Source organism: Pontibacter chinhatensis (genome assembly GCF_900113285.1).
Taxonomy (GTDB): Bacteria; Bacteroidota; Bacteroidia; order Cytophagales; family Hymenobacteraceae; genus Pontibacter; species Pontibacter chinhatensis.
In genome coordinates, this window is record NZ_FOOT01000018.1 from 1 (window position 1) to 26,916 (window position 26,916).

Consider the following 26,916-nt stretch of genomic DNA (forward strand, 5'->3'; position numbering starts at 1 on the left):
TGCTTATCATCGCTGTGTGAATGGTTATGGAAGTTAATAAAAAAGGTCCGAACTTGCGCCCAAACCTCCATTTACACAGTTAATTAGATACTGCCCTTTATCGAAATATGTGAGTTGTTACAACAAGCTTCTGCAAGCTTCCTCACAACGTCTGCATGCCTCAGCGCAGTCCTTACAATGCTGCGCCTCGTGTTTGGCACACTCTTCACCGCACATTCTGCACACCTCAGCACATGCTTGCAGATAGGTTTTAGCTGCCTCCGAATCTCTTGCCAGCGCACTTGATGTCAACTTACATATTTCCGCACAGTCTCGGTCTAACTGAATACAACGTGCCATCATTTTTAAGTCCTGTTCCTGAAAACAGGCATTGTAACAATGGTCACATGCGGCAGCACAGTCATTGAGTGCCTGAATTACTGATTGGTATTGTGGTGAATTATGCATAATCTTTAAGTTTGTTATGTTGTGATAAAAATTGCTGTACTCTCCCTTTTACCCCGACTACAGAATTTGTGTTTCAGATGCACCTCAATGGCTTGTTCACATTGTTCTCTGCTGGCATTCCTTGACTTCATCCAGAGTTGGTTTCCATTTATCAATGGGTATACCGTTTAAAGGCTGCCTGCACTAAAGGTTATTTGCCTGATTCCAACCTTTTAATATGAGCTTTCATTTCTGCAATCTCCTTTTCTTGTGATTCTATTATTTCCTCTGTCAATTTCTTTACCTCAGGGTCTTTTATATCTGCCCTTTTACTTGCAAGAATAGCTATTGAATGGTGTGGAATCATTGCCTTCATATACAGTACATCACCGATGGGAGTTTGTGTCCTTGCCAAAGTTAAAGCACCTATAAACAACATCAGACTACCTAAAAGGATAGCAGTGTTCTTCTTCTTGTCCATGTACATGTCTTTCATAAAGAAAAACATTATTACTGCCATTGCAGCAATCCCTAAACAAGCCATGTAAAATCGTGTAAGACTGAAGTACACATGGTCTATCTCATAAGTGTTAAGGTACATTGTTATGTACATTGCGATAAAGGAACTAAGTAACATCAAAACGAAGTTCGTATAGTTACTCTTACCTCCTTTGTGCTGAGCCATTTCGTGGTTATTTTCCATTTTAGTTTTTAGATGCTGCGGTATTTGTTTCACTATCTATACAGACAACTTGTGTTTAAATATGAACATACGCTTATCTGCAAAATTGGGTAGCTCAAATATAGAGGTAGCTCTACCTCTCACTTTAACTCACAATTAAAACTTTTTTCCACTCTGGAACATAAACATTACCATTTCCAGCTTAAAAACTGTCAACAGTCTTCATTGCATAAGAAACCGCACCCTCCATATAAACTGCAAATTCGGTAGCGGTTTCAGTTCCAGAAAAATACACTTTGCCATTCATATAGCTTTTCTGTAATAGTGGATATTTAATATTTTGATGTGGTAGATGAATAGTTTGGCTTCTACTTTATACAAATTTGTACGTCCAGACTTTGTCAGAATAGGAAACTAACTTTAAGCTGCTCCCATATCTGCACTAAGCTATTCTTGTCTAAAAAACGAATGTTTTCTTAACTGTTCACACTCTAAAACATCAATGCTCTTGGCAGAGCGTATAGGCACTTTAAAAAGTAAATAAACTCAGTAAATTATTCAAAGTAAATTATTATATTAGCATGACGAGATATTTAACTAATACACTCTTTATGCTGATAGGCTACGCCAGGGTTTCCACCCTTCTTCAAAATTCGGACTTGCAACAAGACGCACTTACCCAAGCAGGGTGCGAGAAAATTTTTACCGATAAAATTTCGGGCACTGTTGCCGAAAGACCTGCCTTGACGAAGGCTAAGGAAGTACTCAGGCGAGGCGACACTCTGGTGGTGTGGCGACTTGACAGGCTCGGGCGCTCACTTAAAGACCTTATCGAGTGGATGAACTATTTAGAACAAGAGGGTATCGCTCTTATAAGCTTACAGGAATCCATCGACACATCCACCGCAACTGGAAAACTTGTCTTCCATATCTTTGCATCCATGGCAGAGTTCGAGCGCAATCTCATAAAGGAACGCACTATGGCTGGTCTCGCAGCAGCCCGAGCAAGAGGTCGCAAAGGCGGTCGCCCTAAGAAAATGAGCGATGAAAAAAGGAAGCTCACTGTTCGGCTTTATAAAGAAAAGCACCACTCAGTAGATGAAATTTGTCAGATGATGGGTATAACGAAGCCTACACTTTACAGCTACCTTAAAGAAGGTTAAAACTCAGAACCCAGTAGTTTTTGATATGAGTTTACTACCAAACCAAAGGCAACACCTTTTGTGTTGCCTTTGGTTTGAATTTCAATACTTATGTCTATTCAGGCGTTACCTCGTCCGCACTCTTTTTCTTTCTTCCCCGATAACCACCTCTCTTACTTCTTTTCTCCACTGTGCCTTCCTTTGCCTGTGTGATTAGTGTTTCTATCTCGCTCAGGACAATCTTCTGGTTTATTACAAACTTTTCCAACTGGCTTATCATAGCTTCGAGTAACTCCTTATTCTGCTGAGATTGTTGTAATGTCTGAACAATTGCATCTATATCCGTGGGTTTTGCCATTACTTTGATTCTATATATTGGTTTGATTATTTTTGCAATAATAACATAAATCAAAAGTATAAGCAATTGAACGTATTAAGCCTGTTTGATGGCATCAGTTGTGGTAGGCTTGCATTGCAGGAAGCAGGAATCAAAGTTGATAATTATTACGCAAGTGAAATTGATGGTGCGGCAATTGGGGTATCAAACAATAATTTTCCTGACATCATACATCTTGGTGATGTTTCAAAAATTAGCTACAAAAATGGCTGTTTGATAACCGAAAACGGAATATTTGACGTGGGTCAAATTGATTTACTGATTGGTGGTTCGCCTTGTCAATCCTTTTCAAAAAGAGGAAATCAAAAAAGTTTTGATGATAGCAGAGGAAAGTTAATCTATGAGTTTGAAAGAATTCTAAGAGAAACTTCAGCCCCATATTTTCTACTGGAAAATGTTGTAATGAACAAGGCCCATCAGGATGTAATTAGTCGTCTGTTTGGTGTTGAACCCTTAGAAATAAACTCTGCTTTGGTAACCGCACAAAACAGGCTCCGACTGTACTGGACGAACATCGAGGGCGTAGAGATTCCTTCTGACAGTGGTGTGATGTTGCAGGATGTGCTGGAAAATGGGTATACAGAAAGAGATAAGGCTTATTGCATAACCGCTACCTACAGTAACGCCACTGCGCAGAACTACTTTATCAATAAGGAAAGGCAACTTAAATTTAAACACCCTGTCAAGAAAACGGGAAATCGCTACATCCTGTACGATGGTACGATAGTCGACATTTATCCAGCTCATGGCTTGGAGCGCAACTACTACTCTCTACAATTATTGAAACCATACATGTCGAAGCTTTCATGCGAAGAAGTAGAAAGACTTCAAGGCATACCAGTTGGATACACAGCAGGTGTAGCTAATCATGTGCGATACAAGTTATTGGGCAATGCTTGGACTGTGCCTGTAGTATCTCATATTCTGGGCTATATAACTGAACAGAAGTAGGAATTTCTGTTTCCAGACTTTCTGCTTTTAAGCTTATTAGTTCGCTCTGCCATTCCTGAAAGGATTTCACTCTCTTGTTCACTCTGTAAGAGACATCCAAGATAGACACCTCATCACCTGCTTCCTCTATACTCACCCGAACAGGCATCGGGGTGTGCAGGGCAAGTCGTTCGTCATAGTATAGCAACAGCACCTGTACCTCATTTGAAAAGATGTGCATTTGGTTCTTCACATACTCCCCAAGCACGTAGTTGTAGTCCTCGTAGCTCGTAACGCAGTGGAAGAGATGGGTGTTCTCTATTATCTCCTTTACCTTAACCACATAAGCTATGCCATCAGCGGTAATTTTTAAATCTTGAGGCACTTCCATTTCATATGCATCCGATTCAATATCGTAAATCATGGGGTTTTGATAGCTATTCATCTTCACCCTCCTTCCTGTTTACGATTAACCCCATCTTCTCTTCTAAGGCTCTGATTGAAGAGGTGATTACCTGTTTTTTGGATACGTGCTTTCTAAGCTGTTTTTTTAGGATAAGCTGTATCTCCAGGATTTTAGCTGATGCTTCCTCCGAAATCTTGAGGCTGTGGCTCTGTTCGTTCGTCTTATGCATAGTACACTAATTGTTTATACTATATATAAATTATCCAAACCCGTTTTTTCTTCTTGAAGCCACGCCTTATTGACCACCCAGGGCTTTTCATTTCTGATATATACAATAAAATCAAAGAGAAAATTATGACACATGTATTGGAAAATGAGGTGCTTTACCGAAGCGATGATGGCGGGACAATCATTTATAAAACGTATAGCAAGGAGCTAAAACTATACGGCCTGCTCTGGGAAGCGAAGGGTAAGAGCCGTTTTGCCGACACCACCTACCGCCACATCTTCCCCTACCAGGAGGAAAGAGCCGCAGCCATAACGGATAAGGGTAAATTCGTCTGGATAGACACTGGGCTACAGGAAAGCGATATGGAAGAGCTGGACAGGGTTTTGTTTGAGTGCGAATCGGTTAAGAGTGCATCCTGTTCCTGCCTGGGCAAGCTCAGCGAGTTCGACTGCGAGCTTTGCGGTGGCAGCGGAGAGATATTCAACGAGTTGAACTGGCGAAGACTCGATAGCAGAGGAAACAGAATGTTCTTCGAGTATGATAACGGATATGACACCTACAGCATAATCGTAACCCCAAGCGCAGAGTTTAGCAACATCAATGCGAACGATGTTTGGGAGGAAGCCGAGTTAGAAAGTAACATCAGGCTGTTCATAGACAACCATAAGGAGCAGTTGCTGGGACTGCCGCTGTTCCTGCATGTCTTCATAACTGGTCGTGACAGCAGATTAGCTGGCGTGAGGCTGATACCCTGTTCGATTTCAATAGAGTTGATAAACAACCTGCCTCCAGATGAATCGCAACAGAACAGCTTCTTCTTCGACTACAGCACATTCTTAAAGAGAAAGAGCTAAATAAAAGGCTAATCAATCATGAAGTATGGGGTAAAGTCGCCTCCGATGGGAATTATCCCGAAGCCATAGCAGCGGTTGCAACCACCGCCAGCACAGGAAGGGCAGCGGTCGTTTTTGTCAACAAAAGCCCAATCCGACTCAGCAATCTGCTCGTTGCCTATCCTGTCACCTTGGGTATCTATTCTGAAGTAGAAGCCGTCTTGTTTTGCCCAGATAGCGTTGTGATGCGGGTGATACTGTAAGCAATCGAATGTTGGTACTACGACCACTTCCCTGGCAACAATGTTAAAAATTCCGTACTTCTCGTTCGACATCACCTTTACCAGTTGTTTTTCCTTATCTAAGGAGCTGTATTTCAACACTAACATAAATCCTCAATCATTTTCTATATCTATAAAGGTGGAGAGACTTCCTTAGAAATGAAGGAGCATGTAGCAAGGCAGTTTTAGAGTTTAAGGTGCATGGGTCAGGTCTCTATGAGTACGGTTTTAAATCCAGCAAGCCCTCCATCGGGTAGTGTGCCTATCGCCAGTGCCACTACCTCTCTGTTACCGATTCGATAGACCTTTACATTCCCGAGGTGCTGCTCCATGAATGCCTGCAACGTCTGGTACCGCTCGGCTACCTGTTTAGCCGCATCATCTGCCTCAGGCGCAGTTTTGGTCATGTTCCGAAGAAAGTAAGCCAATTCTACCGTCTCTACCTTTGCTTCGGATAGCTGTCCTGCCATCTGCTTTACTTCAGCATCGGACAATGCAACAGCCTCAGCCGCATCATAATGAACAATATCAAGTGGATAATCGCTTTCACTCATGAAGAACAGCCCCTTGGTGAGTTCCTGAAGTCTTTGCAGTGTAGCATCGTTTGTCATAGGCTTATAGTTATGGTGATTGACAGTAGGTTTATCTGGTAGGTCCGTTATCCGTTCTGGCTTCGATTATATTTTCGATTTGGTCTGGCAGAGCCGAAAGCAAATCGTGGCCTGTAGCCTGTTCGATGGCATCTACCGTGGTTCTGTACGTTCCCCAATCAGAGTTGACCGTGTTGACGTTTGGTATGTCGACAGCTATAACCCTGGTATTGGCATTGATTCGGCTTATATCATCATTCCCTTCGGGCAGCACCACAATCACCTTCCAGATACTTTTCGGCACGGTTACTCTGCCGTTGTCTATGGTATTGGCCGCCCCGCTGCTTCCCACACCACCAATGCCGTAACTGCCCATTATCACATAAGCTTCCATACCAGCGTCTATAAGGTCTCTGGTGTAGTCCTCCAGGTTAGCCCATGTATTCCTGTTGTGGTTGGGTGCCTGCGGTATCATGTTCGTCATAAGAAATGTCGCAGAGTTATCTTCAACTGTTCTGGTTCGGTCGGCACTCGGGATGTTATGCCCTCTGTCAAAGCCGCTGCCCGTATAAGCCGAAGCACCCACTCTGAACCAACCCGCAGGCAGCGTCATATCAGCCCTGAAGTCGTCCTGGCGTGGAGCGGAGCCTGTCCAATCACGGCTCAGGTGCCAGCTCACCCAATTGGGAGTGCCACGGTCACGGCTGTAGGAAAGCACATACTGCGGCTTGACCATCAGGAAGTTATTGTAATCGGAAATCTCAGCGGTGGCACCGCTGGGATTTCCCAACGCAACGTGCCCACTTACTGGCGTGTAGACTGATGGTTCAGGTGTTACATCGGTTTCCTTACAGCCTGCAAGGAATAAGAAGGCAGCTAAGACAAAGTATAAACGGTGCCTCATAATCACATTTATTATACAAAGAAAGGCATTTACAGCACTACGACAAATCAGATACTGTGTCACATATTACTTCACGGTTAAATTTCAAGCAGGCACGACATATTGTATGTTTTTGTTACTATATTGTGCTTATAATATGTTTAGGCATCCTTATCCACCCTATGCGGCCAAAGCAACCCGACAAGCATAAATGACCAGGAAGAAGATATTTGGTTTTACAGCAGTAGTTGCCTTCATGGCAGTAACTGTTTATTACTTCTACCCTGAGCCAGAACTTCCTGCTGGCACAGAGATAGACAAGCTGGTAGTGCTGAAGTCAGAGCGGAAGATTCTGGCTTACTCGGATGGCAAATTGATGAAGACCTATACCATCGCTCTGGGCAGAACTCCTGTTGGTGATAAGGAATACGAAGGGGATAAGAAAACTCCCGAGGGAAGGTACTACATAAACGACAAGAACCCCAACAGTGCCTACCATAAGAACTTAGGAGTTTCTTATCCCAATGAGGATGATATCAGGCATGCCAGAAGTTTAGGAAAATCACCAGGTGGAGACATCAAGATTCATGGCTTGCGAAATGGCACGGGCTTTATCTCCAAATTTCACAGATGGTGGGATTGGACACTCGGCTGCCTTGCGTTGACAGATAATGAGATGGATGAACTATATTCGGCTGTACCTGTTGGAACACCAATAGAGATAAGGCAATAAAATTACAGATTCACCCTACGTACAAAAACAAGCAGTATGACATTAGCAACTATCAGCATCTTTTGCAGAGCCTGCCCGTGATGCACCAAAGCTTCACCACGAAGCGCAGCAACTGGAAGAACGCAGAGCAGTAAATCGACTGTTTGGTAGAATTGAACGGCCAACCTAATGTAAAAGTACCCTACTTAGATGAAAATAAAATCCAGATTTCAATGTTGACCCCATGTAGCAGGTGTTATGTAGCAGGAAGGTTTCTTGATTATATCTGTATATATTTAGGAGTATGTTTTCAATGAGATGGTGCTATTTATATCCAAACAATCGGGTGATTTCCTATGAAAGCCATATCATTGAATTAGTTTATTAAATCGCCCAAGCAATCATGCCTATATTTCATAAATTTCTAAATAAAGACTGGAACAACGGCTTTCAGACTCACAACTGTATACTGGATACGGTTCCCTATGAGCCAGAGGTAATAATCATCGGCACATTCAACCATGGATGGGCGTGGAACAACGCTGACTTCTTCTATGGAAGGGGAATGTATATGTGGACTATACTTGGCAACATGTTTTTACACAATGACAACCTTATGGTGGACAGACGAACAGTCAACAACAATATTCCTACACTTGACCAAATTTTTCAAATTTGTAAAAATGGAAAGATTGTCTTTGCCGATATAGTACAAGGTACTAAGCCGCAAGTTCCAATTGAAACAAAGCAACACTCGATTTTAGTAAATGGAGAGTATATCTGGTATGACCATAAGGACATTCATCTTGATGTTATGGGAACAAAAGGCTTACTGAAAGATAACGTTGAAGAAATCGTAAAATACATTAACACCACCAAATCTATAAAGCATATCTACTTCACTTTTAAGTCTGGTAGCTGGTTAGTAGAGAAAAAGCAATCCATTATTGCACAGGCGGAGACGGAATCAGCATGCTCTATTTTTACTCCTACAGGAAACGGTTTCGGTCAAAACTTACAACAGTATCCTGAGAGAGCTTGGTCAATGGCACATTGCTGGATATGGAATGACTTACCACATCCAACCCCTATAAACAAACCTGGTTATGGTCACTTTAATCATAATTGGCTAATAAATAACGGGGTCACCCCTGCACACTTCTAAAAGGAAACAAATACCCAGACCAATATTTTATACCTGAGTTATACATATCCAAGTAAGCACCCTAAGTTTTTCCAAAATTTAATTAAAGTTCATGGCGATTGGAGAAATAACTATGAATTACTGCAAGGTACAAAGGGCATATGGTGCAGAGATTACATGCCAGTCCAGACAGCACATGGACACTTCATTCAATTGATTTATAATCCTAATTGCCTTCAAAGTAAGAAATTGTCAAAAACAGTTTCTGACACTGATAGCATCTTTGAATCAATAGGTATAAGTCCAAAGGAGTCAAATATTTTGGTTGATGTAGGTAATGTAATGTAATAGAAATACATGATAAGCTACCTTAAATGTATAGCAATAGAGTCAGGAGATGTCAGTCTAACAGATTTCTTTCTTTGAGCCAAGTAAATATTATCTTATCCACAGGTGAAACAGATTCTATGTCCTTGTAATTAAGCCAGACAACTTCATCAATTTCACACGATGCCATTACGGTGCCAGTGTAGGAGCCGCTATAGCAAGTCATTTTGACCTGTACTCCATCTGGATGTGAATCGGCCTGTGCCTGAAAGACACCAATGAACTGAGTACTGCTTTCAACCAGGTTAACGTTAAGTTCTTCCCATATTTCTCTTGATAGTGTATCAAAGTCACTTTCTCCTGCTTCACGTTTACCGCCTGGAATATAATACTTTATTCTGCCTTTACTTCTGGTGCTTAGAATTTTGCCATCTTGAAGCTCTATCCATGCCAGCTTATCAATGACTTTCATAATCAGTTAGTATAGTAGCGCTAAATCCAAGGTATATCTTGTACTCATGAGCCGTATAGATGGCATACTCGACATCACTTATTATTCGGCAACGACAGTCACAAGGTTCTGTCCAATCATCTCTGCTACACTCCAGTATCGGGTGAAGATTCCTGACCCAGTCTCCATTATCATACGCTTCCTGCTTTCCTTGCAAAGTATATCAAACTTCCAAAACTGGGCAGGCATACATGTAACATACACATCTATTGTAATATTCATTAGTGTCAACTCTACCAATATTGGTTTCAACATCGTTTTCACTGATGAACTCTCGCAAGCCAAGTCCCAATAACAAAGGTAGGTCAGATTCATAGGGAGTGTTGATTTCATATGACATCAGTAGTCTGACTAAATTGATATGTGCTAAAAATTTTCATCAAAATATTCCACACCATTTATGAAGAACCTGAGCAACTGTCCTCTTGCCTTCATTTTAAAAAGTGAACTGGCTAAAACATAAGCACTTCTTTCCGATGTGGCCTCTATTTGTAGCTCCTCATGTTCGAAAGGGTAGAACTCGCCAGTTAGCGGGTCGGTACCAGGCTCCCTGACAATGTTGATTTTATATTCTTTAATCATAATATCCGTTAAAGCTACTAATTTAAACATTTAAGGAGCAGAATCTATGACAGATGTGCATTCAAAGGAGACCAGAAGCTATATCATGTCGAGAGTCAAGGGAAAGGATACCAAACCTGAAATTCTTGTCCGAAAATACTTGCACTCCAAAGGGTTCAGATACAGGCTTCATCCAAAGCATTTAATAGGTAAACCAGACATCGTTCTACCAAAGTATAAGACAGTTGTCTTTGTTCACGGTTGCTTCTGGCACGGGCATGAGGGTTGCAAATACCATGTAATTCCTAAATCACGAATTGAGTTTTGGACTAATAAAATTAATTCCAATAAGGAAAGAGACCAAAGGGTTCAGCAACAACTCGAACAGCTGGGTTGGAGTGTAATTAACATATGGGAATGCGAGTTGAAGCCAAAGGTGAGGGAATCTAATCTAAGTAGCTTATCAGCGAAGATAAAGGGAACGGAGAGTGAGTGACTTTAGGCAATAATAATTATTCAAATTAAGTGACTTAACGGGAAATTTGAAATCAGCTTTATGGTCGAATTTTGATATAAATGATGACTTTTTAGTTTCGCTTATATTTACTCAATGAAGTTCAGCTGCGCCTTATTTACATACCATTATATCTAAACCTTGAAAATCTCCCGAAAATACTTTAATAATTGGCCCCCAATGAATTAGGCAATATCTTAAAGTAAGCCATTCCTTAAAGCACATTTTTCCATAGGTTATATACTCCTTCCTTTTGTCCTGGTTTTGCCTTGGCAATTCCTTTTTATCGTATATTTATATATTAATCTTTCTATTCTATAAATCATGTTAGTATATTAAGAGCGAATGTAAACGTACGGTAGATAATGTACTATTTAGATGAAAGCTCAATAGCAAACAGCATTGATTACTTCAAAGATTTCAAAGCTGTTAACCCAATGGCTGCAGGCGCTTTTTGGATTTTTAAGAATTTAGGTTTTAGTACTTACAAAAAGAAGTTCTATGATGAATGGAAAAGTGATGTTCCGCCAGTCGCCTGGCTATTAGGTTCCATTTATGACGAAGTCGAAGAGTCGGATGAATATCTGTTGATATTTCCTTTTTCCATAAATAGTATCCAGACTAAACAAGACTTCTATAATCCAAGAACGGTTCTTAAGAACATGGCTTCGAGGTTGAAAGATACCACAGACAATTCGCTAATAGACTATTACATAAAGAAAACTGGAAATAAAAGTGATGGTACCGAAGCTTATCTCTTCACGAGTGATTATATAGAAACTGAATTTGGGCTGCTAAACAACCAGAAGATTGAGTTATGTCATTTTTTAGCTTGGTTGTATCGGTTTACTAAGGTAGATATAGACGAGCTAATAACTGGTGAAGACTTTTTTCATATTTTAAAGTCCAAGTTCGTTAAAGATTTCAAAATTAATGATGTTGAATTACCTGCTTTTTTCAAACAAAGCATAACATCCCTTGCGTTTAGCTCAACCCGCTTTACAGGGCATGACCTAAGAAAGCTTTTAAAGTTTGACAAGACAATTCCCATTAATCCAATTTTGATTTCAGGTACTTCATCATACACGTTCAGTCTTAATAAAGTCGATAACCATCAAGCTAAAGAATACATTATGTACTTAAATGACAATCCATCTCCTACATATATCGCAACAAGTTTAGAAATTAAAGGGCAACTTATTATTTATGGGCCACCAGGGACCAGCAAGACTTACTCTATAAAAAAGGAAATAGCGAAGAATTACAATAAGCTAATCCAAGTTCAGTTTCACCCCAATACTACCTATGAAGATTTCATCGGTGGCCTTTTTCCTGATAAGGATGGCAAATTTACCTATAGAAAAGGGGTTCTTCTAAGAGCTATAGATATGGCTAATGCTTTATCGGGCACAGACAAGGTTCTACTCTTCATAGATGAAATTAATAGGGGAAATTTATCGAGCATTCTTGGTGAGGCAATTGCCGCCCTTGACAGGTCTTATAAAGTTCAGTTAGCTAACTTTCTTGATGATACAGGCAGTTCTTATGAGCTTTCAATTCCTAAGAACCTTCATATAATTGGCACTATGAACTCAAGTGACAAGAGCATTAGCATTGAAGATAAGGCAATCATTAGGAGGTTCCATAAGCTCAAGTTTTTTATTAATTATGAGATTCTTGAGAACTTGTCGGATACATCTAAAATAGGAATCAACCTTGCTGCCCTATTGAAAGAGTTGAACAACAGAATCTACGAAGAATTAAATGACCCTGACTATCAGATAGGGCAGGCATATTTCATGCCTCAACAACTATTCGATACATCTATTTCAAAGTTCGTTTGGGATAAGCACCATTTCGTGCATGTATTTAATGAGGGAGTCATACCTCTACTTGAAGAATACACGGTTGGTTCTCCTGAATCATATACCAAGATTTTAGGTACTTCATACGGCTACAGGATTTTTGATTTTGATAAATTAAAGGAAGAAGTTATTTCAAAGATTATATAGCTTAAACGATTTGGAAATTAATTTAAAGCAAGGGGAGTCTATAGCACTGGAACCCGAAGAAGTTGAGTCCTTTATAGGAATTTGCAATGCTTATGGCATCAAATTTCACAAGTACTTCAATTCGGTTAGCAACATCTTTACTTTCCCTCTGCCATTTGTAGGTTACATCAAGTTGTTGGGCAAAGATATTTACATTCAGCCTCGTCATGAGAAATTTACTCTTGCCGAGGTATTCATGATGAAATTATGCAGCTTCAACCTTAACCAAGAAGCTATAATAGTCGAAAGCTTTCAAGACTTTATTAGTTATGGTAATCATTTGCCAGCTTTGACAGAGTTATTTGTCAAGGAGTTAACTAAAACGATAAAGAAAGGCATGCCTTTGGAATTCAAGAAGAGGGCTGTACGGACTGAAAACTTCTCAGGAAATGTAAATATTTTGCAGACTCAATTAAATCTTTTCTTAAAGAAGAAGAAGCCAGTAGTAACTACGAAAGATAACCTCACTATTGAAACACCAATTGGTTTTTTATTTAATAAAGCAGTTGAAAAAATTAAAACATCAATTAACCCAGCGGATTATCATTTCTTCATAGAACATTTGCCATCATCTGCTCCTAAGGATTTGAGGTTTATAGATAAAATAGATATTGCAAGAAATGCATTGCATACCAGTCGATGTGTTCAATTGGCTAAAGCGATTTTATTCGATTTGATTCCAGTCAATCTTAAAGGAAAGGACTTAGGCGAAGCATTTTTGATAAATTATGATTACTTGTTTGAGCATTTCATTGCACACGTATTAATGACTTCTAAAGCGGGTTATCTGTTTTCAAAGCCGAAGATTCCAACAAAATATGCCGAGTTCTTCAAAGATGAAAAAGTAAATGAAAAAGAAGTACTTCCAGACATTGCATATAATGAAATGAATGTTGGGCTTAAAATAAAATATAATGGGGTACTCGATGTCAAGAACAAGTACCCCTCTATATTTTCAAATGGAGATGTGTTTCAAGTATTATATTACTCTCAAAAATTCAATTCCGATAGAGCAATACTCATTTACCCAAGTGCAGAAACTCAATGTTACACGAAGTTAGAATTGGAAGAAAAGATTCCTGTCGAAGTTTATGCGTGCTATTTTAATATCAAATCTCTTTCAGATGGCTCTTTTGTTAAAGAACGAGAACGCTTTGCTGATGAAATATTATCACTATTGTGTTGAGTTAGTGTGTCCAGTACGGCTTTCCCAACATGATAGGCAAGTCTTGGAGGTACAGCATTGCCGATAACCTTATAAGCCTCTTGTATCATGTCTAAGTCAAATCTGAAGTTATCAGGAAAGGATTGTATTCTTGCAACCTCACGTACATTATACCTTCTATTTTCAAGAGGGTGAAGTATGCCACAGTTTTCTGGTTGCGCAGAAGCTGTTATAGTTCCATTGATTTCATTACGACTAAACCTCCTGTAAAAGTTTGGAGACCTGTAATGCTTTATATTATCAGCGATTCTTTTGAACCTTGGAGGCAATACATCATAGGGTACATCTTTCCAAGAGCCGCCCTCCTTTATGTATTCCGCCATCAAACTTGCCTGTGGAGACAGCTTCCAATGCTCTTGGTTTGGCAAGTCTTTGTCATAATTTATTATCCAATCAACGGTTAATTCTTGTGGATTCTGAGGGATGATTTCGGCAGGAAACTTAAATTCAGCTTCAATATCACTTCTAATACCAACTATAAATACTCGGTATCTATTCTGAGGCACTCCATAATGGCTTGCATTTAGTAACTTCCATTTGACCTTGTAGCTTAGATTTTCATCCAAATTCTCCAAAACTTCTTGGATATCATCAATTAGTTTGTTGCCAGTCGCATTTTTGGTAGACAATAGCCCTCTAACATTTTCAAACACAACAGCTTTGGGTCTGTGATGCTTCACAATTCTAAGTGTTTCAAAAAACAAATTACCCCTATGGTCTTCTACTCCCTTTCGCTTACCCGCAGAAGAAAATGGCTGACAGGGGAACCCACCACACAGTACATCTATTTCATCAAGACTATCTGCCTCTAATGTGCATACATCTTGATGAATAATTGGTCCTATGTTATCTGCATAAACTTTACAAGCATGCTTATCAAAATCGTTTGCCCATACAACATCAAAACCTGCTTGGATAAATCCTAAATCCATGCCACCACATCCAGAAAAGAGGGAACCTACTCTCATTTATGTTACTTCTAAAGTTTAATTATCTACTATTCACTACTCAAATATACTCCTGAGTTTTCACAAAACCTTACCAAGGATACTAAATTAAATAGAATATTGCTAATATTATTAGCGTTTATTAATGCAAATATCTGATAACCAGAAGCATACTTTTTTTACAATCGTTAGATGAAGTAAATAATGAGGTAGATGTACATGAGGTTATGTGGCACACAAGACTTCATTATCGAGTTACATTCTTTTGGCGATAATACAAGAGCAATTATTTACTCTTTATCATTGACAAGAAATTATGAATTTGTGAACAAGAAGGCTATAAGCAATACAAATTAAAGTTGAACACTTCGGGTATTGGACATGGTAGCCAGTTTATTCATGATGTAATCTTCAGCCTGTGCTAATATTTGCTTTATATCCTCCATCGGCTCGGCAATCTCTGTTCTGAACTGGTCGTCCAGTAGAGCGAAAAACATTGCACCTCTTACCCTGTCTGATTTGTTTTCCTTCGTTGGCGGCAACTGGTCGATGAATTCATCATAATATTTCTCGACCTATGGTTGTGTAAACTTTGGCATTTTCTATTCGGTTGTTTTGTAGTATATATTATTTCAGTGGACGCTCCAAGTCAATTTAAATTACTCGAAACATATCAGGGATGCCAGGCACTTTCGTACCCCACACCCCTGAATTAGTTAAAGACATGCATAAATTCAATCCGTAGTCGCACTACCGAATCGCCAGCACCTTCCTGAGTTTGCGCTTCCTTATTTGAGCATTGTACTCCGTTTCGTCCAGCGCCATGTCAGGCTCCAGCACATGCTCCAGGTACTTGTACTTGAAACGGTAGAGCGTGTAGCTCGAGTTGGCGTCTTCATCGCAGTTCCATACTTGAAAAAAACACAGGTTCGGCTTTCCGATGCTTCGGTAAATATAAGTCTGCTTTGCAAAGAAATTCTTCCTGGGCTTCCCGCACTGGCATCTTCCGCTGCATTTGCACCAGTAGCCATCCCTGTCAGCGGCAATTACCACCAGGTCGCCTTTTTCTTCACGTTTGTAGAACATATCGTTTGTGACTTCCTCGGAAGTCCTTCTTCTCTTTTCCATTGTATAGTCCTAAAGGGTTAATTAATCATCCATTACCCTCATTATATTCTGAAAAAGGAATAAGTTGTGTTAGCACATGGTATTTCGCCAAATTTATTTTAAGCTGCCTCCATGATGCACGCTCTGCCATCTTCCCGCTTTGTCACCTGCTCCACTTCGAGCGAAGGCACGATGCCGTACTCTGTGTTGAAGTAGTATTTGATGGCATCCACGACCTCATTGGCATGCTCTGGCAAGGTCAGTACCGAATCATGAATCGTTGATACGAACGTTCTGTTGCGCATCAATCTATTCACCACCTTCTTTATCATGATGTCGGCTTCGGTGGTCTGCATCAGGCGGCTCAACAGTTTGTAGTCCTCGGCCTTGTAATGCTTAATGACAGCGTAGACGTTGGGGAATCTGCTCCTGAAATACTCGGAGTCTTTGCTCCTGTCGGCATAGTGGTTGGTGCAGTAGAAAAGAGTTGCAAACAGCATCTGCTTGAACGCCTTCCTATCGCCCATAAAGTTCATCTCCGACATCAGCACGTTGTAAAGCTTCCCCTCGCTGCACAGGTCGATGTACTCCTGCACGTCCTCTGGCAGGTCATTGCGGTAATAGTCCACCAGAAGGCTGCAAAAGATGAAGGGCTGTGAATTTCGGATGTCGATGTTGACCAGTGGCGTATCGGGGTGCTTCCTGTGGTATAGGAACTGGCGAAGCGACCTGGACAGGTTGGTGATGAACGTGTATACACGCCCTGTTACATCGTCTGGCTTGAAGCAGAAATTCCTGTTCACGATGTTGCGGATAGCGGCAAAATCAGCGTTGCGTTTGCTCTGCATCACCGACTTCAGGTAATCGGCATCATCCAAAAGAAGGCTGTCGTATCTGCCTTCGTCCTTTAAAGAGATGGAGTAGAAGTCAATGTCTGGGTAATCATCCAGTGCCTGCTTAAAGCTGCCATACAAGCCTCGTGGTGGCAGCGAGTCAATCAGTTGGATGGTTCTGCCATATTTGTCGTCAATGTATTGCAGGGCCTCCTGGTGGCGTATTTCGATGTTCTTCAGTTGCGTCCTGATATAGCTCTCAGGCTTCGATGCCAGTACCTGCTTTCTCTTTTGCAGTTTACGGGCCAGTTCATCCTTTAGAATCATTATCTCCACCGCCTTCGATTGGTACGCCATGGAGATGTCAAAGCCCCGTGACACCACGCCAGGCTCATAATGGTTGTCGGAGATAATAACACCCCACTCCAGCAGGTCGTCTACTATTATTTTGTAGTAGTCAGCGCCCAGGATATCCCGCAGAGTAGTGGCTTTCAAGGCCACCAAGCCGTTCCGTTTCGGTGTGGAGAATATCTTCTGCTCGATGATTTTCGACAGCACGTAGGCGTACTTGTCCTGGTGGTCCAAGCGGTAGCGTTCGCTATCGTATTTGGCTGATATCAGCTCTGTCAGGTTTACTTTTGATGGTATGTAAAGCTTCCTTTCATTGTTTTTAATCTTCATTTCTAACTAATTCTTTTTTCTCTTTTATATATCGCTTGATATCTGTTCTATCAGAAAAAAGGATTAAGTTTTGAAATGGGTCTGACTATATTTTTGATTAACGTTTGATGTTATTTCCGATTACCGAGTCCAAATGATATCCGTTTATCACTTCCGTTCAAACGGATATATCGGAATCAAAAACGTTGTTTGAATAACAGGTGTGAGAGCTTCTTTGAGTGTATGAAAAGGTTATCATGTTATATTAAAAAGGGTGATATTGTATATCATTATCTTGTATAAAATCGGGTCAAATCCAATTCCCATCATTTCCTTTCCTTCTCTATCTTATGGTTAATGACTTGCGAGATGGATTTCATTGAAAACCCCCTTCATTCGCTGCAAACGCATGTTTTCACCCGAATTCCACATGCCTTAAATTTCACATTTTTTCACATAGTTAGCCTGCACGAGCGGTCAGCGAGTGCAACAGTTGGCTGGGAGCGCAAGCGAGCAGACAGCTTTGGGAAAAGGTGGTAAGCATGGATTAGAATCGACTGGATGCGGTAACGGGAAAGTGAGGTAGTTTCTGATTTAAGAGGCGTGTTGGTGAAAATCCTGTACATATGCTACAACGCCAATAGCTGAGCTACAAAAGCGTTTCGGAGCTTAGTTCGTTGAAAGGTTTACAAAGACGCCATCGCTTACAAAGAACCAGAAACCGACTATAAAATCAGGATGGGAAAAGAAGAGGTAGAACATGGTATTGAATGGTGACCATGTCATGTTTAGAGTTAAGAAGGGCGAACACCACTGCCCGCCCTTCTTGATTTAGCATGCTTGCATCGGGTTTAAACACCCCAAATATTGCACGCATTGGTGTTGCACCACAACAATCAATTGAATATAAAGAAGAAGTTTAAGGGCAAAGCTAAGACGCCTTTAAATTATTTACATGAAGTTACAAATATATTGTAAATAATTGTAAGGAGTATGTATATACATATTTTGTATATACAAATAACTTCAAAACACTATGAATCAGTGCTTAACTTTGCGGTAAGACAACAGAATTTTTATAAGCAAACCATTAAACGAGTGACAACATGTATAGAGAAGATATGGCAGATGATGCCATCGAGTTAATCATGCCAGGGAACAGGGTTCATCATCTTTCAGAGATATTGGCTGAGCTGTGCTACTATGCCCACAAATACTATGATGAAGAACCAGCCGAAGAAGCTGTGGATTTGATAGAGCCGCTTTTTCAAGGAATCGAAAAATTCATGCTCATGTACCCCCAGTTCAGGACGCCTGAAGATTCACTGTCAAGCGTGAACCTTGGGCAGGTCAGCGGGGCAATGCTAAACCGTATACTGGATTTTGGGAGCAAACTTTGCTGGAGAGGCTCTTTCATAGATTCATATCATGACAAGCCGATAGATGTGGCCAGCACGCTTAACCATGTAAAGGTTGCTCTGAGAAATCATAAAATCAAACATGCTGTTTTGTCGATGGATTAACCTTAAAGGTTTAAGGTGTGCTAATGTGCAGACATTAGCTGCACATTAGCACACCATTTCATCATCACCATGCCTGAACGCAAAGTGCATGCGATGTTTCCTGGCCATGGTAATGACCTGATGATATTACATCGGGTTTAAGGCGAAGCCTGGCGCTCGCTGGGGAAAGAACTCTGAACTTGCGGGACACGAAGCACTCGCAACAGTGCTGGTAGCTGTCACAGTGGCTGTGAAAGGTTTACGGGACAATAAGGTGTGTATCTAATTGTTCTACAGATGGTTGTAGCTTAAAAAAGCTATATGATACGATATGCCTGCTAAGTGTCAAAAAAATAAAATCGAAATTTTTCAAAACAATCGCCTTTGCCGATTCTATAACAGGCATTACTAAACGACAAGGCAAAATGAACAGAACAACAGCAGCAAATCACATTTACCGATTATCATCAGAGAAACATCTTTTTGATATCGTGGATTTATCGCAATTCAACATCTATGACTACCACAGGAGAGTTTTCCATATCCGCTCTTTCGAAACTGAGTTTATGCAGAAAGTCCTTTTCCAGACTATCACTGACGCTTCGCAGAACAGGGAATATATTGTTATCTACCATCTTGCGGATTGTGAAACAGCGTGTTTAACAATCTTTGATGGGGAGGATAGAACGCTAAAGGAGATAGAAGTACATATATACGGAACAGCTTTGATACGGGCAATAGAGAGCCTGTATGGCGTCACCATAACTTCCAAGTTCCAGCGGTTACAGCCAATCAACAGCCGAAGCTTTGTGGCGAAGTGGGGGCATATGGCAAAAAAATGGCCTGCGCTCAACTTCTACCACAACTACATCGCTTTTGATAGTGATAACTGCAAACTGCATGCGGAAACGGCAGAAGCTTACGAAAAAGGTATCGCCCACCTCAAGTTCCTGGACGGGATATCACAGGAATATGCCTGGCAAGATGAAGAGGGTGTCCCAAACAATGGCAAAGCATACAAACACCTTTATTTTGAAGAAGACACTGTGATAAGCTTAATACTGGACAGGATGGATGGCGGTCGCCTTGACAGGGATTTCATGTTCTTCCTGTCATACGATGAAGCGCTGGTGAATAACAAGCACAGCCTCACGGCAGAAAACCGTGCGCTGCTTCAAAGGCTGATGCCTGCATGTAGAAAGCACAGGCTAAGGGGTATCCTGGAGGTCGTCTGATGTCTCAGCAGCATGGATTTCCTAATGGGCGGGGAGTCTTGAGGTAGCCAATTGCTCTCCATGAAAAAGACCCATTAAATTTATATATTGCAAACTTACTATTAAAAAGAATACTTTCAATCGGCCACACAGCCTTGTACTGTGTGGCCATCAAATAGCATATACGGCTGGAACAGGCAGCACTAATCCATACCGTGGCTCAGCATATGGTAAGCAAGGCATTAAAATTCGGGATGATACTTCTCAGAGCCACCTTGATGGCTGTTTACCATATCCTTGCCGCCATTTTCGGATGGGATAAGAAGGATGTTAGCCAACGGCAGCGTAACACACAGCGCCAGTATGGTAAACAAAACCTTCACCCAGGACACGACCTCACTGATGCCAACAGGCATGGCAGCCAGGCTGATTCGAAAACAAAGGGCGACAGGTTTGAAGGATACATTATAAAAAAGGTGAACCAGGAATACTTCAAAATCAGGGAGTGGAGAAGCGACAAGTACATTGACGGCAGGTATGCCGAGTCCAACATGCTGCCAGACCTTGAACTTGAATATATCCATAAGTCGGCCAAATCCCTCCTGGCCATCGAGTGTAAGTACAGGTCTTCCTTGATAGGTGGTGCTGTGGAGATAGCCAAGCCGTACCAACTGGATAACTACCGCAGGTATTCGGATGAAAGGGGAGTACCTGTATTCATCGCATTAGGTTTGGGGGGCTATGCCGATGACCCCGATGAAGAGTTCATCATCCCGCTGGAAAATATCGGGAGCAACATCATTAGTTATGAGGAACTGCGCAGGTTCAGACGAAGGAGTAGGGGGGATTTATTCTACGACTGCCACTCCCAGGAGCTAAGATAACTCTCCAGCGTTACCTAATCATATAGCGAAGCAGACAAAAGGCTACATGGTATGAACATATTCAAATCACTCTCACAGGGCAATGGGCAGATATCGGAGACAAACATCACCTCGTTCCTCAGCTACCTGCTCAACACTTCAAATGAGCTGAGCAATTCGTTCCTGCTGCTCTTTTTCGATTTGATGGACAGAAACTCGCCAGGGGAGAAAATCTATGACCTGCTTGGCCTAAATCACGGAACGCTTCGGGAAAAGATAATCCACTTCACCAACAACTACGTGGTGAGCGCCACCCCCGAGTTCCCCATCAGGGTTGACCTGACAAAGCAGATTGCGGACATACTGGTCAGGGTGTCGGCAAAACGGGATGAAACCGATGTGTGCTACATCCTCATTGAGAACAAGATAAAGAAAGCGTCTGCTAACCCCTCGCAGGTATCAAAGCAATTCGAGTACTTCACCAATTCTGCCGAGTACGAGCAGGATGTGCCAGTATTTTCCGTGCTTATCACAACAGACAGCCCTGCATTCAGTGCCATGTATAAAAACGCTTTAGCTGCTAACCCTGACTCTGTATGGCTGAGATGGACAAGCCACACGGAACGGGACAACTCAGTGGAAGCGTCACTTCGGCAACTTATCAGGCACGAGATGGTTGCGGAGATTACGCCCATCAACCTGAACACGCAGTTCATCATTAAGTCGTTCATGGATTACATAGCCACCGAGTTCTCACAGAAAGGTACTGGTGTAAAGAACTACAGCTTCAACGGCTTTGACGAGGTGGCGTCAGCCAGTTTCACACTCAACGGTGAGAACTATGTGTTGAAGCGGTTTGGGAACAACATGGTCAGGGTATTCAATGAGGATGACGAAGTACTCGATACGCCCGTGAAGCCGCTATTGCGTGAAGTCAATGATGCCTACGGCTTTAACATAGACCTTTACCACTCAACTGGTATTGCCAAGAACACACAGATATTCGGTAGGGAGATTATCAACGCATTAAACAACAATTGATGGTAAAGTTCCAGATAAACGACCCATCGCTCGAATCACAGTGGAGAGCCATTATCCTGTTTGGAAAGAACTCTGCCACCTACAAGTTCGCCTTTGCCAAGGCACTGCTTGAGTTGGTCGAGAAGGAAAGGACTGCCATCACCCTCTCTGACCTTGCTGAGCCTTTCTCACGGCATGTGGTAGACCACCTGAGACAGAACGACAAGCAAGGTAACGCTTCGTCCAGTAAATTTCTTGAAGCGTGTAGAAGCTACATAAATGGTCAAACCACAAAGGAAGAGCTACTTGTACAGACCGAGAGGCTTGGTTTTGTGAACGTGGTGGATGCCTTTCAGGTGGTGAACAGGGATACCGTGCCTAATCCATTCTACCAGAAGAACTACATCAACAGTAAAAAGGAAATCATCATCACTGATAACCTGCTACGGCTTAAAGAGTCGTTCCACTTTCAGAACTTCGGTCAGGAAACAGAGGCACGATGGAAACTGGTGGAGACCGCATGGAACCTCAATATCAATCCGAACCTGTTGGAAGTACAGTACGATGAAGACAAGGAGCTTTTCTTCCTGGAGAATAGCCTGATGCGTAGGGTGGATATCACATCCGTGCGTGACTCTTTAAACGGCTACCAGAAAGGAAAATGCTTTTATAGCTTCCAGGATATCTCCGTTAACAGCCTTTCTCCCAATCTATGCGAGGTGGACCACTTTCTGCCGCACGTAAACAAGCCACACCACCTACCAGCCAACTTAAATGGCGTGTGGAATCTTGTACTGGCAGACAATAAGGTGAATGGAAACAAGCTGGCGAGAGTGCCTGAGGTGAAGTACCTGCTACGACTCTATAACCGAAATGAGTTCTTCATCGAAAGTAAGCATCCTCTGTCTGAAACCATCGTCAACCAAACTGGGGATACTCCCGAGAAACGCAGGCGTTTTCTGGAATTCCATTACAACATTGCCTTACAGAACTCCATCCACACGTGGAGACCTGAAATCGAACTACCATCCACATTTTAATCTATATGAGTGTTTTTTGGGAGATACCTGAGGATAGGGTTATTTACAGGGACGACCACTTTTTCATCATCAGGGATAAGTACCCTGTTTCGCCTGGTCACTCGCTTATCATCTCCAATCAACTAAGGGCTGACTACTTTGACCTGACAGATGCGGAGAAGCTACATCTGATGGAGGTGATTGAGAAGTGCAAGCAGCTAATTGAGCAGGAGTTCTCACCTGATGGCTACAACATCGGCATGAACTGCGGTGAAGTCGCTGGACAGACAGTATTTCATTTCCACTGCCACCTTATTCCACGCTACAAGGGTGATATGGAAGACCCCAGAGGGGGAGTTAGGCACTGCGTGGCTGGTAAAGGCTATTATTGATTAAGATACGAATAAAAGATGAAGTATATCCACCCGATGGAGATAGCATCCAAAATCATGACACTCATAGATTTGTCTAATGAGCAACTCGTTATTGTGTCTCCTTATGCTAATTTCAAGAAATGGGACAAGATGAAAGCATGCCTGAAAAGAGCAATTGAAAGAGGTGTGCAGATAGAGTTCTACATCAGGGATAATGCAGAAACCGATATGGGGCAGTTCGCTGAGTTGGGTATCAGACCTATCCGTAAGGAGAACCTTCATGCCAAGCTTTACTACAATGAGCAGTACGGCATTGTTACATCGCAGAACATGATTCGGTACTCTGACGACTATTCAATTGACATCGGCTATGAAACTGAGAGTAAGGAAGAGCTAAGCCAACTTGAGGATTTCAGGAAAAGGTATCTGCACAATGGGTTAACAAACAGCAAGGTGGGTATGGAGTCTGTTGAGCCTGCTCAACAGCCACAGGAGAACATATCCTCTGCTAAAATGAATCTGGACCAGGATGCGGTAAATGAAATTTATGACTCCCTTAGCAAACATTACCCGATGTGCAGCTTCAACCGTGCTTCCACCTATGTTTTCTCTGGCAACCTTTTTGAACTTGTGGATGTCATGGTCGGTTCATCCTTCATTATAAAGTTCAGGCATAACGAACAGTTGCTTAATCAACTGGAGGGAATTGACTTGGCAAGCTATAGCCATGCGCTCATTAAAAGTGTTGACACGGAACACAAGAGCAACTCCTATGTAGACTTTACTCCTGCCGTGCCAGTGACTACAAAACAGCTTATACAGGTTTATAACGACCTCATTAAAGATATCCGACCAATTATTACAAGAACGGTGGAGGCGATGCCAAGGAGCAAGTTCAGACTATGGTAGAACATTCGTTGCTCATTTATCTCGTATATAACCTGTAGCTAAGAAACGACTATGTGCGGAAGATATTCAGTCATACCCAAAGCGAAAGGTAATTCACGTGTTGCCAGTCTTTTAGAAAAGAGCCTTAAAGAAGGTCATTACAACGCTGCTCCTTCACAGAACCTACCTGTGGTTACCATTGATAAACCCGATACCATACAGTTCTTCTCGTGGGGGCTACAGCCGTTTTGGGCGAAGGACTCAAAGTCAATAAAGCGTTCCATCAACGCCAGAGCGGAAACACTCACAGAGAAGCCTTCATTCCGTAATTTGTTGAAATCAAAACGATGTTTGGTGCCAGCGGATAGCTTCTTTGAGTGGGAAGCGACATCACATGGTAAAGTGCCGCATCGCATCCTTCTGAAAAACGAAGAACTCTTTTCTTTTGCGGGGCTATGGGACGAGTGGGTGGATAAAAGTTCGGGTGAAGTGCTGCACACTTATACCATCATTACCACCGATGCCAATGACCTCGTGAAGCCGATTCATGACCGCATGCCCGTTATTCTATCACCCGAAGCGGAGAAGTTGTGGCTGGACGAGCATGAGTCGCAGGAAGACTTGCTTTCGCTCCTAAAGCCCTACGATGCCGACAAGATGAAAGAGTACCCTGTGTCGCCACTGGTGAACTCCCCGCTAAACAACGTTCCTGAGGTAATCAACTCACTCTAACGTGGCGCTGCTATGAGGAAGCTACTCAATGACTTCATGTACTTGTTCACAGGCGATAATAAGGATTACTCAACCAAAGAGATGCTTGCTTTCTACACTGCCTTGATAGTTATTATCGGGCTGTTTCTCCTTTTTTCATTAGGAAGGTAGTGGGTATGTGCAGCCTGCGCACGCAATTCTTAATAGTACGGGCATCCTTTCCACATCCTACTGCAAATAAATAAAGCTAACATGTTTAGCTTTTATAATTGTTGTTTACGTAATTGCTAACCTAATTAGCATTTAGTGCAAAGGTTAGTTGATATGTGCAGCGCAAAGATTATCCCCATTGATTCACACCTGTTGGAGCAACTTAGCTTCGATTACCTGGAAGGCATAGAACTTCCTCTGTTCGCCTCTTACGTATCCGCTGGATTCCCATCGCCCGCTGACGATTACCTTGAGGGGCGCATTGACTTAGGCAAGTACCTCATTCAGAACCCCACATCGACTTTCATGATGCGTGTGAAAGGCTCGTCTATGGTCGAAGCCAACATTCACGATGGTGACATACTCGTAATTGATAAGTCATTGAAGGCGTCCGATGGCATGCCTGTGGTCTGCTTTCTGGATGGAGAGTTCACAGTCAAGACGTTCAGGAAGGTAGGTAACAAAGCCTATTTGATGCCCGCTAATCCCGCCTACAAGCCAATTGAGGTCACCGAGGAAATGGACATTCGGGTGTGGGGCGTAGTCGTGTGGATACTACATAAGCCCGTGAAGCAATGACGACCCTGTTTGCCCTCTGCGACTGCAACAACTTCTATGCCTCCTGTGAAAGAGTCTTCGACCCATCGCTGAACGGAAAGCCCGTGGTGGTACTGAGCAACAACGATGGCTGCGTGATAGCCCGTAGCAACGAAGCGAAAGCGTTGGGCATACCAATGGGAGAGCCTTACTTCAAAATCAGGAATCTGGTGGAGAACGGAAACATAGCGGCCTACTCCTCCAATTATGCCTTGTATGGCGACCTTTCTGACCGAGTGATGCAGACGCTTTCGCTTTTCACCCCGAATATGGAAGTTTACTCAATTGACGAGTGCTTCCTTGACCTGGGTGATTTTTACGACATTGACCTAACTAAATACGCTTGGGAGATAAAGCGAACGGTACAGCAGTGGACAGGCATACCCGTAAGCCTTGGCGTAGCACCTACCAAGGCGTTGTCCAAGGTGGCTAACAGGCTCGCCAAGAAGTCCAGCAAAGCGAACGGGGTTTTGGTACTGACAGACCCGTACCACATCCAGAAGGCGTTGGAAGCAACTAAAATTGAGGATGTATGGGGTATCGGCAGGCAATATGCCAGGTTTCTCAATAAGCGCAACATCACCACCGCTCTCGACTTCTCCAAGCTATCGGAGCATTGGGTAAAGCAGCATATGACCATCGTGGGTGTTCGGCTGCTGAAGGAATTGCGTGGCGAGTCCTGCCTGGAACTGGACGAGGTTGCTCCACCCAAAAAGAACATCTGTACGTCCAGAAGCTTCGGTAAGAAAATAAACACCTTTGATGAACTGCTGGAGGCTACGGCATCGTATGCGGCCAAGTGTGCCAAGAAACTGCGGCAGCAGAAAAGCTGCGCCAACCTTATTACCGTATTCATCCATACCAACCGCTTTTCCGAAAGCGACAGGCAGTACTATAACAGCAAGACTGTTGCTTTGCCTGTCGCCACCAACTCCGACATCGAGCTTATCCACTACGCCAGCATCGCCTTGAAGGAAATTTATCGGGAAGGGTACTGGTACAAAAAGTCTGGAGTGATTGTGTCCGAGATTGTGTAGACTTCCCTGAACTTCGGCCATTGTAAAGTTACAAAAACCTATAACTTTATAATGCAATGAAAAAGACACGCTTCACAGAATCACAGATCA

At 42.3% G+C, this 26,916-nt stretch carries 32 protein-coding genes; 18 read left to right on the forward strand and 14 right to left on the reverse strand.

Features of this window, described 5'->3' with window-relative positions; translation table 11 throughout:
* Positions 1–117 precede the first annotated feature (117 nt).
* Positions 118–447 carry a four-helix bundle copper-binding protein gene (locus BM040_RS21185; RefSeq protein WP_092105775.1) on the reverse strand — a complete coding sequence of 110 codons (330 nt, stop codon included), beginning with the start codon at positions 445–447 and terminating at the stop codon, positions 118–120.
* 190 nt (positions 448–637) lie between these two features.
* Positions 638–1,129 carry a DUF305 domain-containing protein gene (locus BM040_RS21190; protein WP_092105777.1) on the reverse strand — a complete coding sequence of 164 codons (492 nt, stop codon included), beginning with the start codon at positions 1,127–1,129 and terminating at the stop codon, positions 638–640.
* Positions 1,130–1,719: 590 nt separating this feature from the next.
* On the opposite strand from BM040_RS21190, the gene BM040_RS21195 reads away from it, so the two are divergent.
* Complete coding sequence (locus BM040_RS21195) at positions 1,720–2,271, forward strand: recombinase family protein (protein WP_092105779.1); 552 nt, start codon at positions 1,720–1,722, stop codon at positions 2,269–2,271.
* Between the two features lie 94 nt (positions 2,272–2,365).
* On the opposite strand, the gene BM040_RS21200 is transcribed toward BM040_RS21195, so the two are convergent.
* Entirely contained in the window at positions 2,366–2,662 is a 297-nt protein-coding gene (locus BM040_RS21200; RefSeq protein WP_092105781.1) for a hypothetical protein, read from the reverse strand.
* A gap of 12 nt (positions 2,663–2,674) precedes the next feature.
* On the opposite strand from BM040_RS21200, the gene dcm reads away from it, so the two are divergent.
* Complete coding sequence (gene dcm / locus BM040_RS21205; protein WP_175491149.1) at positions 2,675–3,598, forward strand: DNA (cytosine-5-)-methyltransferase; 924 nt, start codon at positions 2,675–2,677, stop codon at positions 3,596–3,598.
* Here the strand turns inward: dcm and BM040_RS21620 are convergent.
* Together BM040_RS21620 and BM040_RS21210 are read right to left on the reverse strand one after the other, a co-directional pair.
* The gene (locus BM040_RS21620; RefSeq protein WP_139217869.1) at positions 3,510–4,001 is read right to left on the reverse strand and encodes a hypothetical protein; all 492 of its coding nucleotides are present in this window, start codon (positions 3,999–4,001) and stop codon (positions 3,510–3,512) included. The genes dcm and BM040_RS21620 overlap by 89 nt on opposite strands.
* 13 nt (positions 4,002–4,014) lie before the next feature.
* A complete protein-coding gene (locus tag BM040_RS21210) occupies positions 4,015–4,212 on the reverse strand; it encodes a hypothetical protein (RefSeq protein ID WP_092105785.1) in 198 nt (65 codons plus the stop codon).
* Positions 4,213–4,265: 53 nt separating this feature from the next.
* Between BM040_RS21210 and BM040_RS21215 the strand changes: the two genes are divergently transcribed.
* Positions 4,266–5,066 carry a hypothetical protein gene (locus BM040_RS21215; protein ID WP_092105787.1) on the forward strand — a complete coding sequence of 267 codons (801 nt, stop codon included), beginning with the start codon at positions 4,266–4,268 and terminating at the stop codon, positions 5,064–5,066.
* Between the two features lie 8 nt (positions 5,067–5,074).
* On the opposite strand, the gene BM040_RS21220 is transcribed toward BM040_RS21215, so the two are convergent.
* From BM040_RS21220 to BM040_RS21230, 3 genes are all read right to left on the reverse strand, one after another.
* Complete coding sequence (locus tag BM040_RS21220) at positions 5,075–5,434, reverse strand: hypothetical protein (RefSeq protein ID WP_092105789.1); 360 nt, start codon at positions 5,432–5,434, stop codon at positions 5,075–5,077.
* A 98-nt stretch (positions 5,435–5,532) separates the two neighbouring features.
* Positions 5,533–5,937, reverse strand: coding sequence for a nuclease A inhibitor family protein (locus BM040_RS21225; RefSeq protein ID WP_092105791.1), 405 nt, complete (start codon positions 5,935–5,937; stop codon positions 5,533–5,535).
* 31 nt (positions 5,938–5,968) lie between these two features.
* Positions 5,969–6,820, reverse strand: a complete 852-nt coding sequence (locus BM040_RS21230) for a DNA/RNA non-specific endonuclease (RefSeq protein WP_092105793.1) — start codon at positions 6,818–6,820, stop codon at positions 5,969–5,971.
* 190 nt (positions 6,821–7,010) lie between these two features.
* Between BM040_RS21230 and BM040_RS21235 the strand changes: the two genes are divergently transcribed.
* Both BM040_RS21235 and BM040_RS21240 read left to right on the forward strand, forming a co-directional pair.
* The gene (locus BM040_RS21235; protein WP_092105795.1) at positions 7,011–7,532 is read left to right on the forward strand and encodes a L,D-transpeptidase family protein; all 522 of its coding nucleotides are present in this window, start codon (positions 7,011–7,013) and stop codon (positions 7,530–7,532) included.
* 382 nt (positions 7,533–7,914) lie between these two features.
* Positions 7,915–8,676, forward strand: coding sequence for a hypothetical protein (locus BM040_RS21240; protein ID WP_092105797.1), 762 nt, complete (start codon positions 7,915–7,917; stop codon positions 8,674–8,676).
* 379 nt (positions 8,677–9,055) lie between these two features.
* Here the strand turns inward: BM040_RS21240 and BM040_RS21245 are convergent, their stop codons facing one another.
* Entirely contained in the window at positions 9,056–9,454 is a 399-nt protein-coding gene (locus BM040_RS21245; protein WP_092105799.1) for an NUDIX hydrolase, read from the reverse strand.
* Between the two features lie 405 nt (positions 9,455–9,859).
* A complete protein-coding gene (locus BM040_RS21255; RefSeq protein WP_139217870.1) occupies positions 9,860–10,075 on the reverse strand; it encodes a hypothetical protein in 216 nt (71 codons plus the stop codon).
* A 46-nt stretch (positions 10,076–10,121) separates the two neighbouring features.
* On the opposite strand from BM040_RS21255, the gene BM040_RS21260 reads away from it, so the two are divergent.
* The 3 genes from BM040_RS21260 (at position 10,122) to BM040_RS21270 (ending at position 13,805) form a co-directional block, all read left to right on the forward strand.
* Complete coding sequence (locus tag BM040_RS21260; RefSeq protein ID WP_092105810.1) at positions 10,122–10,550, forward strand: very short patch repair endonuclease; 429 nt, start codon at positions 10,122–10,124, stop codon at positions 10,548–10,550.
* 383 nt (positions 10,551–10,933) lie between these two features.
* Positions 10,934–12,580, forward strand: coding sequence for an McrB family protein (locus tag BM040_RS21265; RefSeq protein WP_092105812.1), 1,647 nt, complete (start codon positions 10,934–10,936; stop codon positions 12,578–12,580).
* Between the two features lie 10 nt (positions 12,581–12,590).
* Entirely contained in the window at positions 12,591–13,805 is a 1,215-nt protein-coding gene (locus tag BM040_RS21270) for a 5-methylcytosine restriction system specificity protein McrC (RefSeq protein WP_092105814.1), read from the forward strand.
* Here the strand turns inward: BM040_RS21270 and BM040_RS21275 are convergent.
* The 4 genes from BM040_RS21275 to BM040_RS21290 form a co-directional block, all read right to left on the reverse strand.
* Positions 13,718–14,812, reverse strand: coding sequence for a DNA cytosine methyltransferase (locus BM040_RS21275; protein ID WP_092105816.1), 1,095 nt, complete (start codon positions 14,810–14,812; stop codon positions 13,718–13,720). The genes BM040_RS21270 and BM040_RS21275 overlap by 88 nt on opposite strands.
* A gap of 332 nt (positions 14,813–15,144) precedes the next feature.
* The gene (locus BM040_RS21890) at positions 15,145–15,288 is read right to left on the reverse strand and encodes a hypothetical protein (RefSeq protein ID WP_175491150.1); all 144 of its coding nucleotides are present in this window, start codon (positions 15,286–15,288) and stop codon (positions 15,145–15,147) included.
* 253 nt (positions 15,289–15,541) lie between these two features.
* A complete protein-coding gene (locus BM040_RS21285) occupies positions 15,542–15,919 on the reverse strand; it encodes a hypothetical protein (protein ID WP_092105820.1) in 378 nt (125 codons plus the stop codon).
* A gap of 98 nt (positions 15,920–16,017) precedes the next feature.
* On the reverse strand, positions 16,018–17,412 hold the full coding sequence (locus BM040_RS21290; RefSeq protein ID WP_092105822.1) for a hypothetical protein: 1,395 nt from the start codon (positions 17,410–17,412) through the stop codon (positions 16,018–16,020).
* Between the two features lie 1,085 nt (positions 17,413–18,497).
* Between BM040_RS21290 and BM040_RS21295 the strand changes: the two genes are divergently transcribed.
* The 10 genes from BM040_RS21295 (at position 18,498) to BM040_RS21340 (ending at position 26,826) form a co-directional block, all read left to right on the forward strand.
* Positions 18,498–18,914 (forward strand): hypothetical protein, encoded by a 417-nt coding sequence (locus tag BM040_RS21295; RefSeq protein ID WP_092105824.1) that lies wholly within the window; start codon positions 18,498–18,500, stop codon positions 18,912–18,914.
* Between the two features lie 404 nt (positions 18,915–19,318).
* Positions 19,319–20,128 carry a hypothetical protein gene (locus BM040_RS21300; protein WP_092105826.1) on the forward strand — a complete coding sequence of 270 codons (810 nt, stop codon included), beginning with the start codon at positions 19,319–19,321 and terminating at the stop codon, positions 20,126–20,128.
* Between the two features lie 206 nt (positions 20,129–20,334).
* A complete protein-coding gene (locus BM040_RS21305) occupies positions 20,335–20,991 on the forward strand; it encodes a hypothetical protein (RefSeq protein WP_092105828.1) in 657 nt (218 codons plus the stop codon).
* Positions 20,992–21,042: 51 nt separating this feature from the next.
* Positions 21,043–22,011 carry a PD-(D/E)XK nuclease family protein gene (locus BM040_RS21310; RefSeq protein ID WP_092105830.1) on the forward strand — a complete coding sequence of 323 codons (969 nt, stop codon included), beginning with the start codon at positions 21,043–21,045 and terminating at the stop codon, positions 22,009–22,011.
* Positions 22,011–23,030 (forward strand): HNH endonuclease domain-containing protein, encoded by a 1,020-nt coding sequence (locus BM040_RS21315; RefSeq protein WP_217646813.1) that lies wholly within the window; start codon positions 22,011–22,013, stop codon positions 23,028–23,030. The genes BM040_RS21310 and BM040_RS21315 overlap by 1 nt, the downstream gene beginning before the upstream one ends.
* Before the next feature lie 5 nt (positions 23,031–23,035).
* Positions 23,036–23,401 carry an HIT family protein gene (locus BM040_RS21320; RefSeq protein WP_092105833.1) on the forward strand — a complete coding sequence of 122 codons (366 nt, stop codon included), beginning with the start codon at positions 23,036–23,038 and terminating at the stop codon, positions 23,399–23,401.
* Positions 23,402–23,419: 18 nt separating this feature from the next.
* Positions 23,420–24,292 (forward strand): phospholipase D-like domain-containing protein, encoded by an 873-nt coding sequence (locus BM040_RS21325; protein WP_092105835.1) that lies wholly within the window; start codon positions 23,420–23,422, stop codon positions 24,290–24,292.
* Between the two features lie 51 nt (positions 24,293–24,343).
* Positions 24,344–25,003 carry an SOS response-associated peptidase gene (locus tag BM040_RS21330; RefSeq protein WP_092105837.1) on the forward strand — a complete coding sequence of 220 codons (660 nt, stop codon included), beginning with the start codon at positions 24,344–24,346 and terminating at the stop codon, positions 25,001–25,003.
* 303 nt (positions 25,004–25,306) lie between these two features.
* Positions 25,307–25,771, forward strand: a complete 465-nt coding sequence (locus tag BM040_RS21335) for a LexA family protein (protein WP_092105841.1) — start codon at positions 25,307–25,309, stop codon at positions 25,769–25,771.
* The gene (locus BM040_RS21340; protein ID WP_092105839.1) at positions 25,768–26,826 is read left to right on the forward strand and encodes a Y-family DNA polymerase; all 1,059 of its coding nucleotides are present in this window, start codon (positions 25,768–25,770) and stop codon (positions 26,824–26,826) included. Before BM040_RS21335 ends, BM040_RS21340 begins: the two co-directional genes overlap by 4 nt.
* Positions 26,827–26,916: the final 90 nt, after the last annotated feature.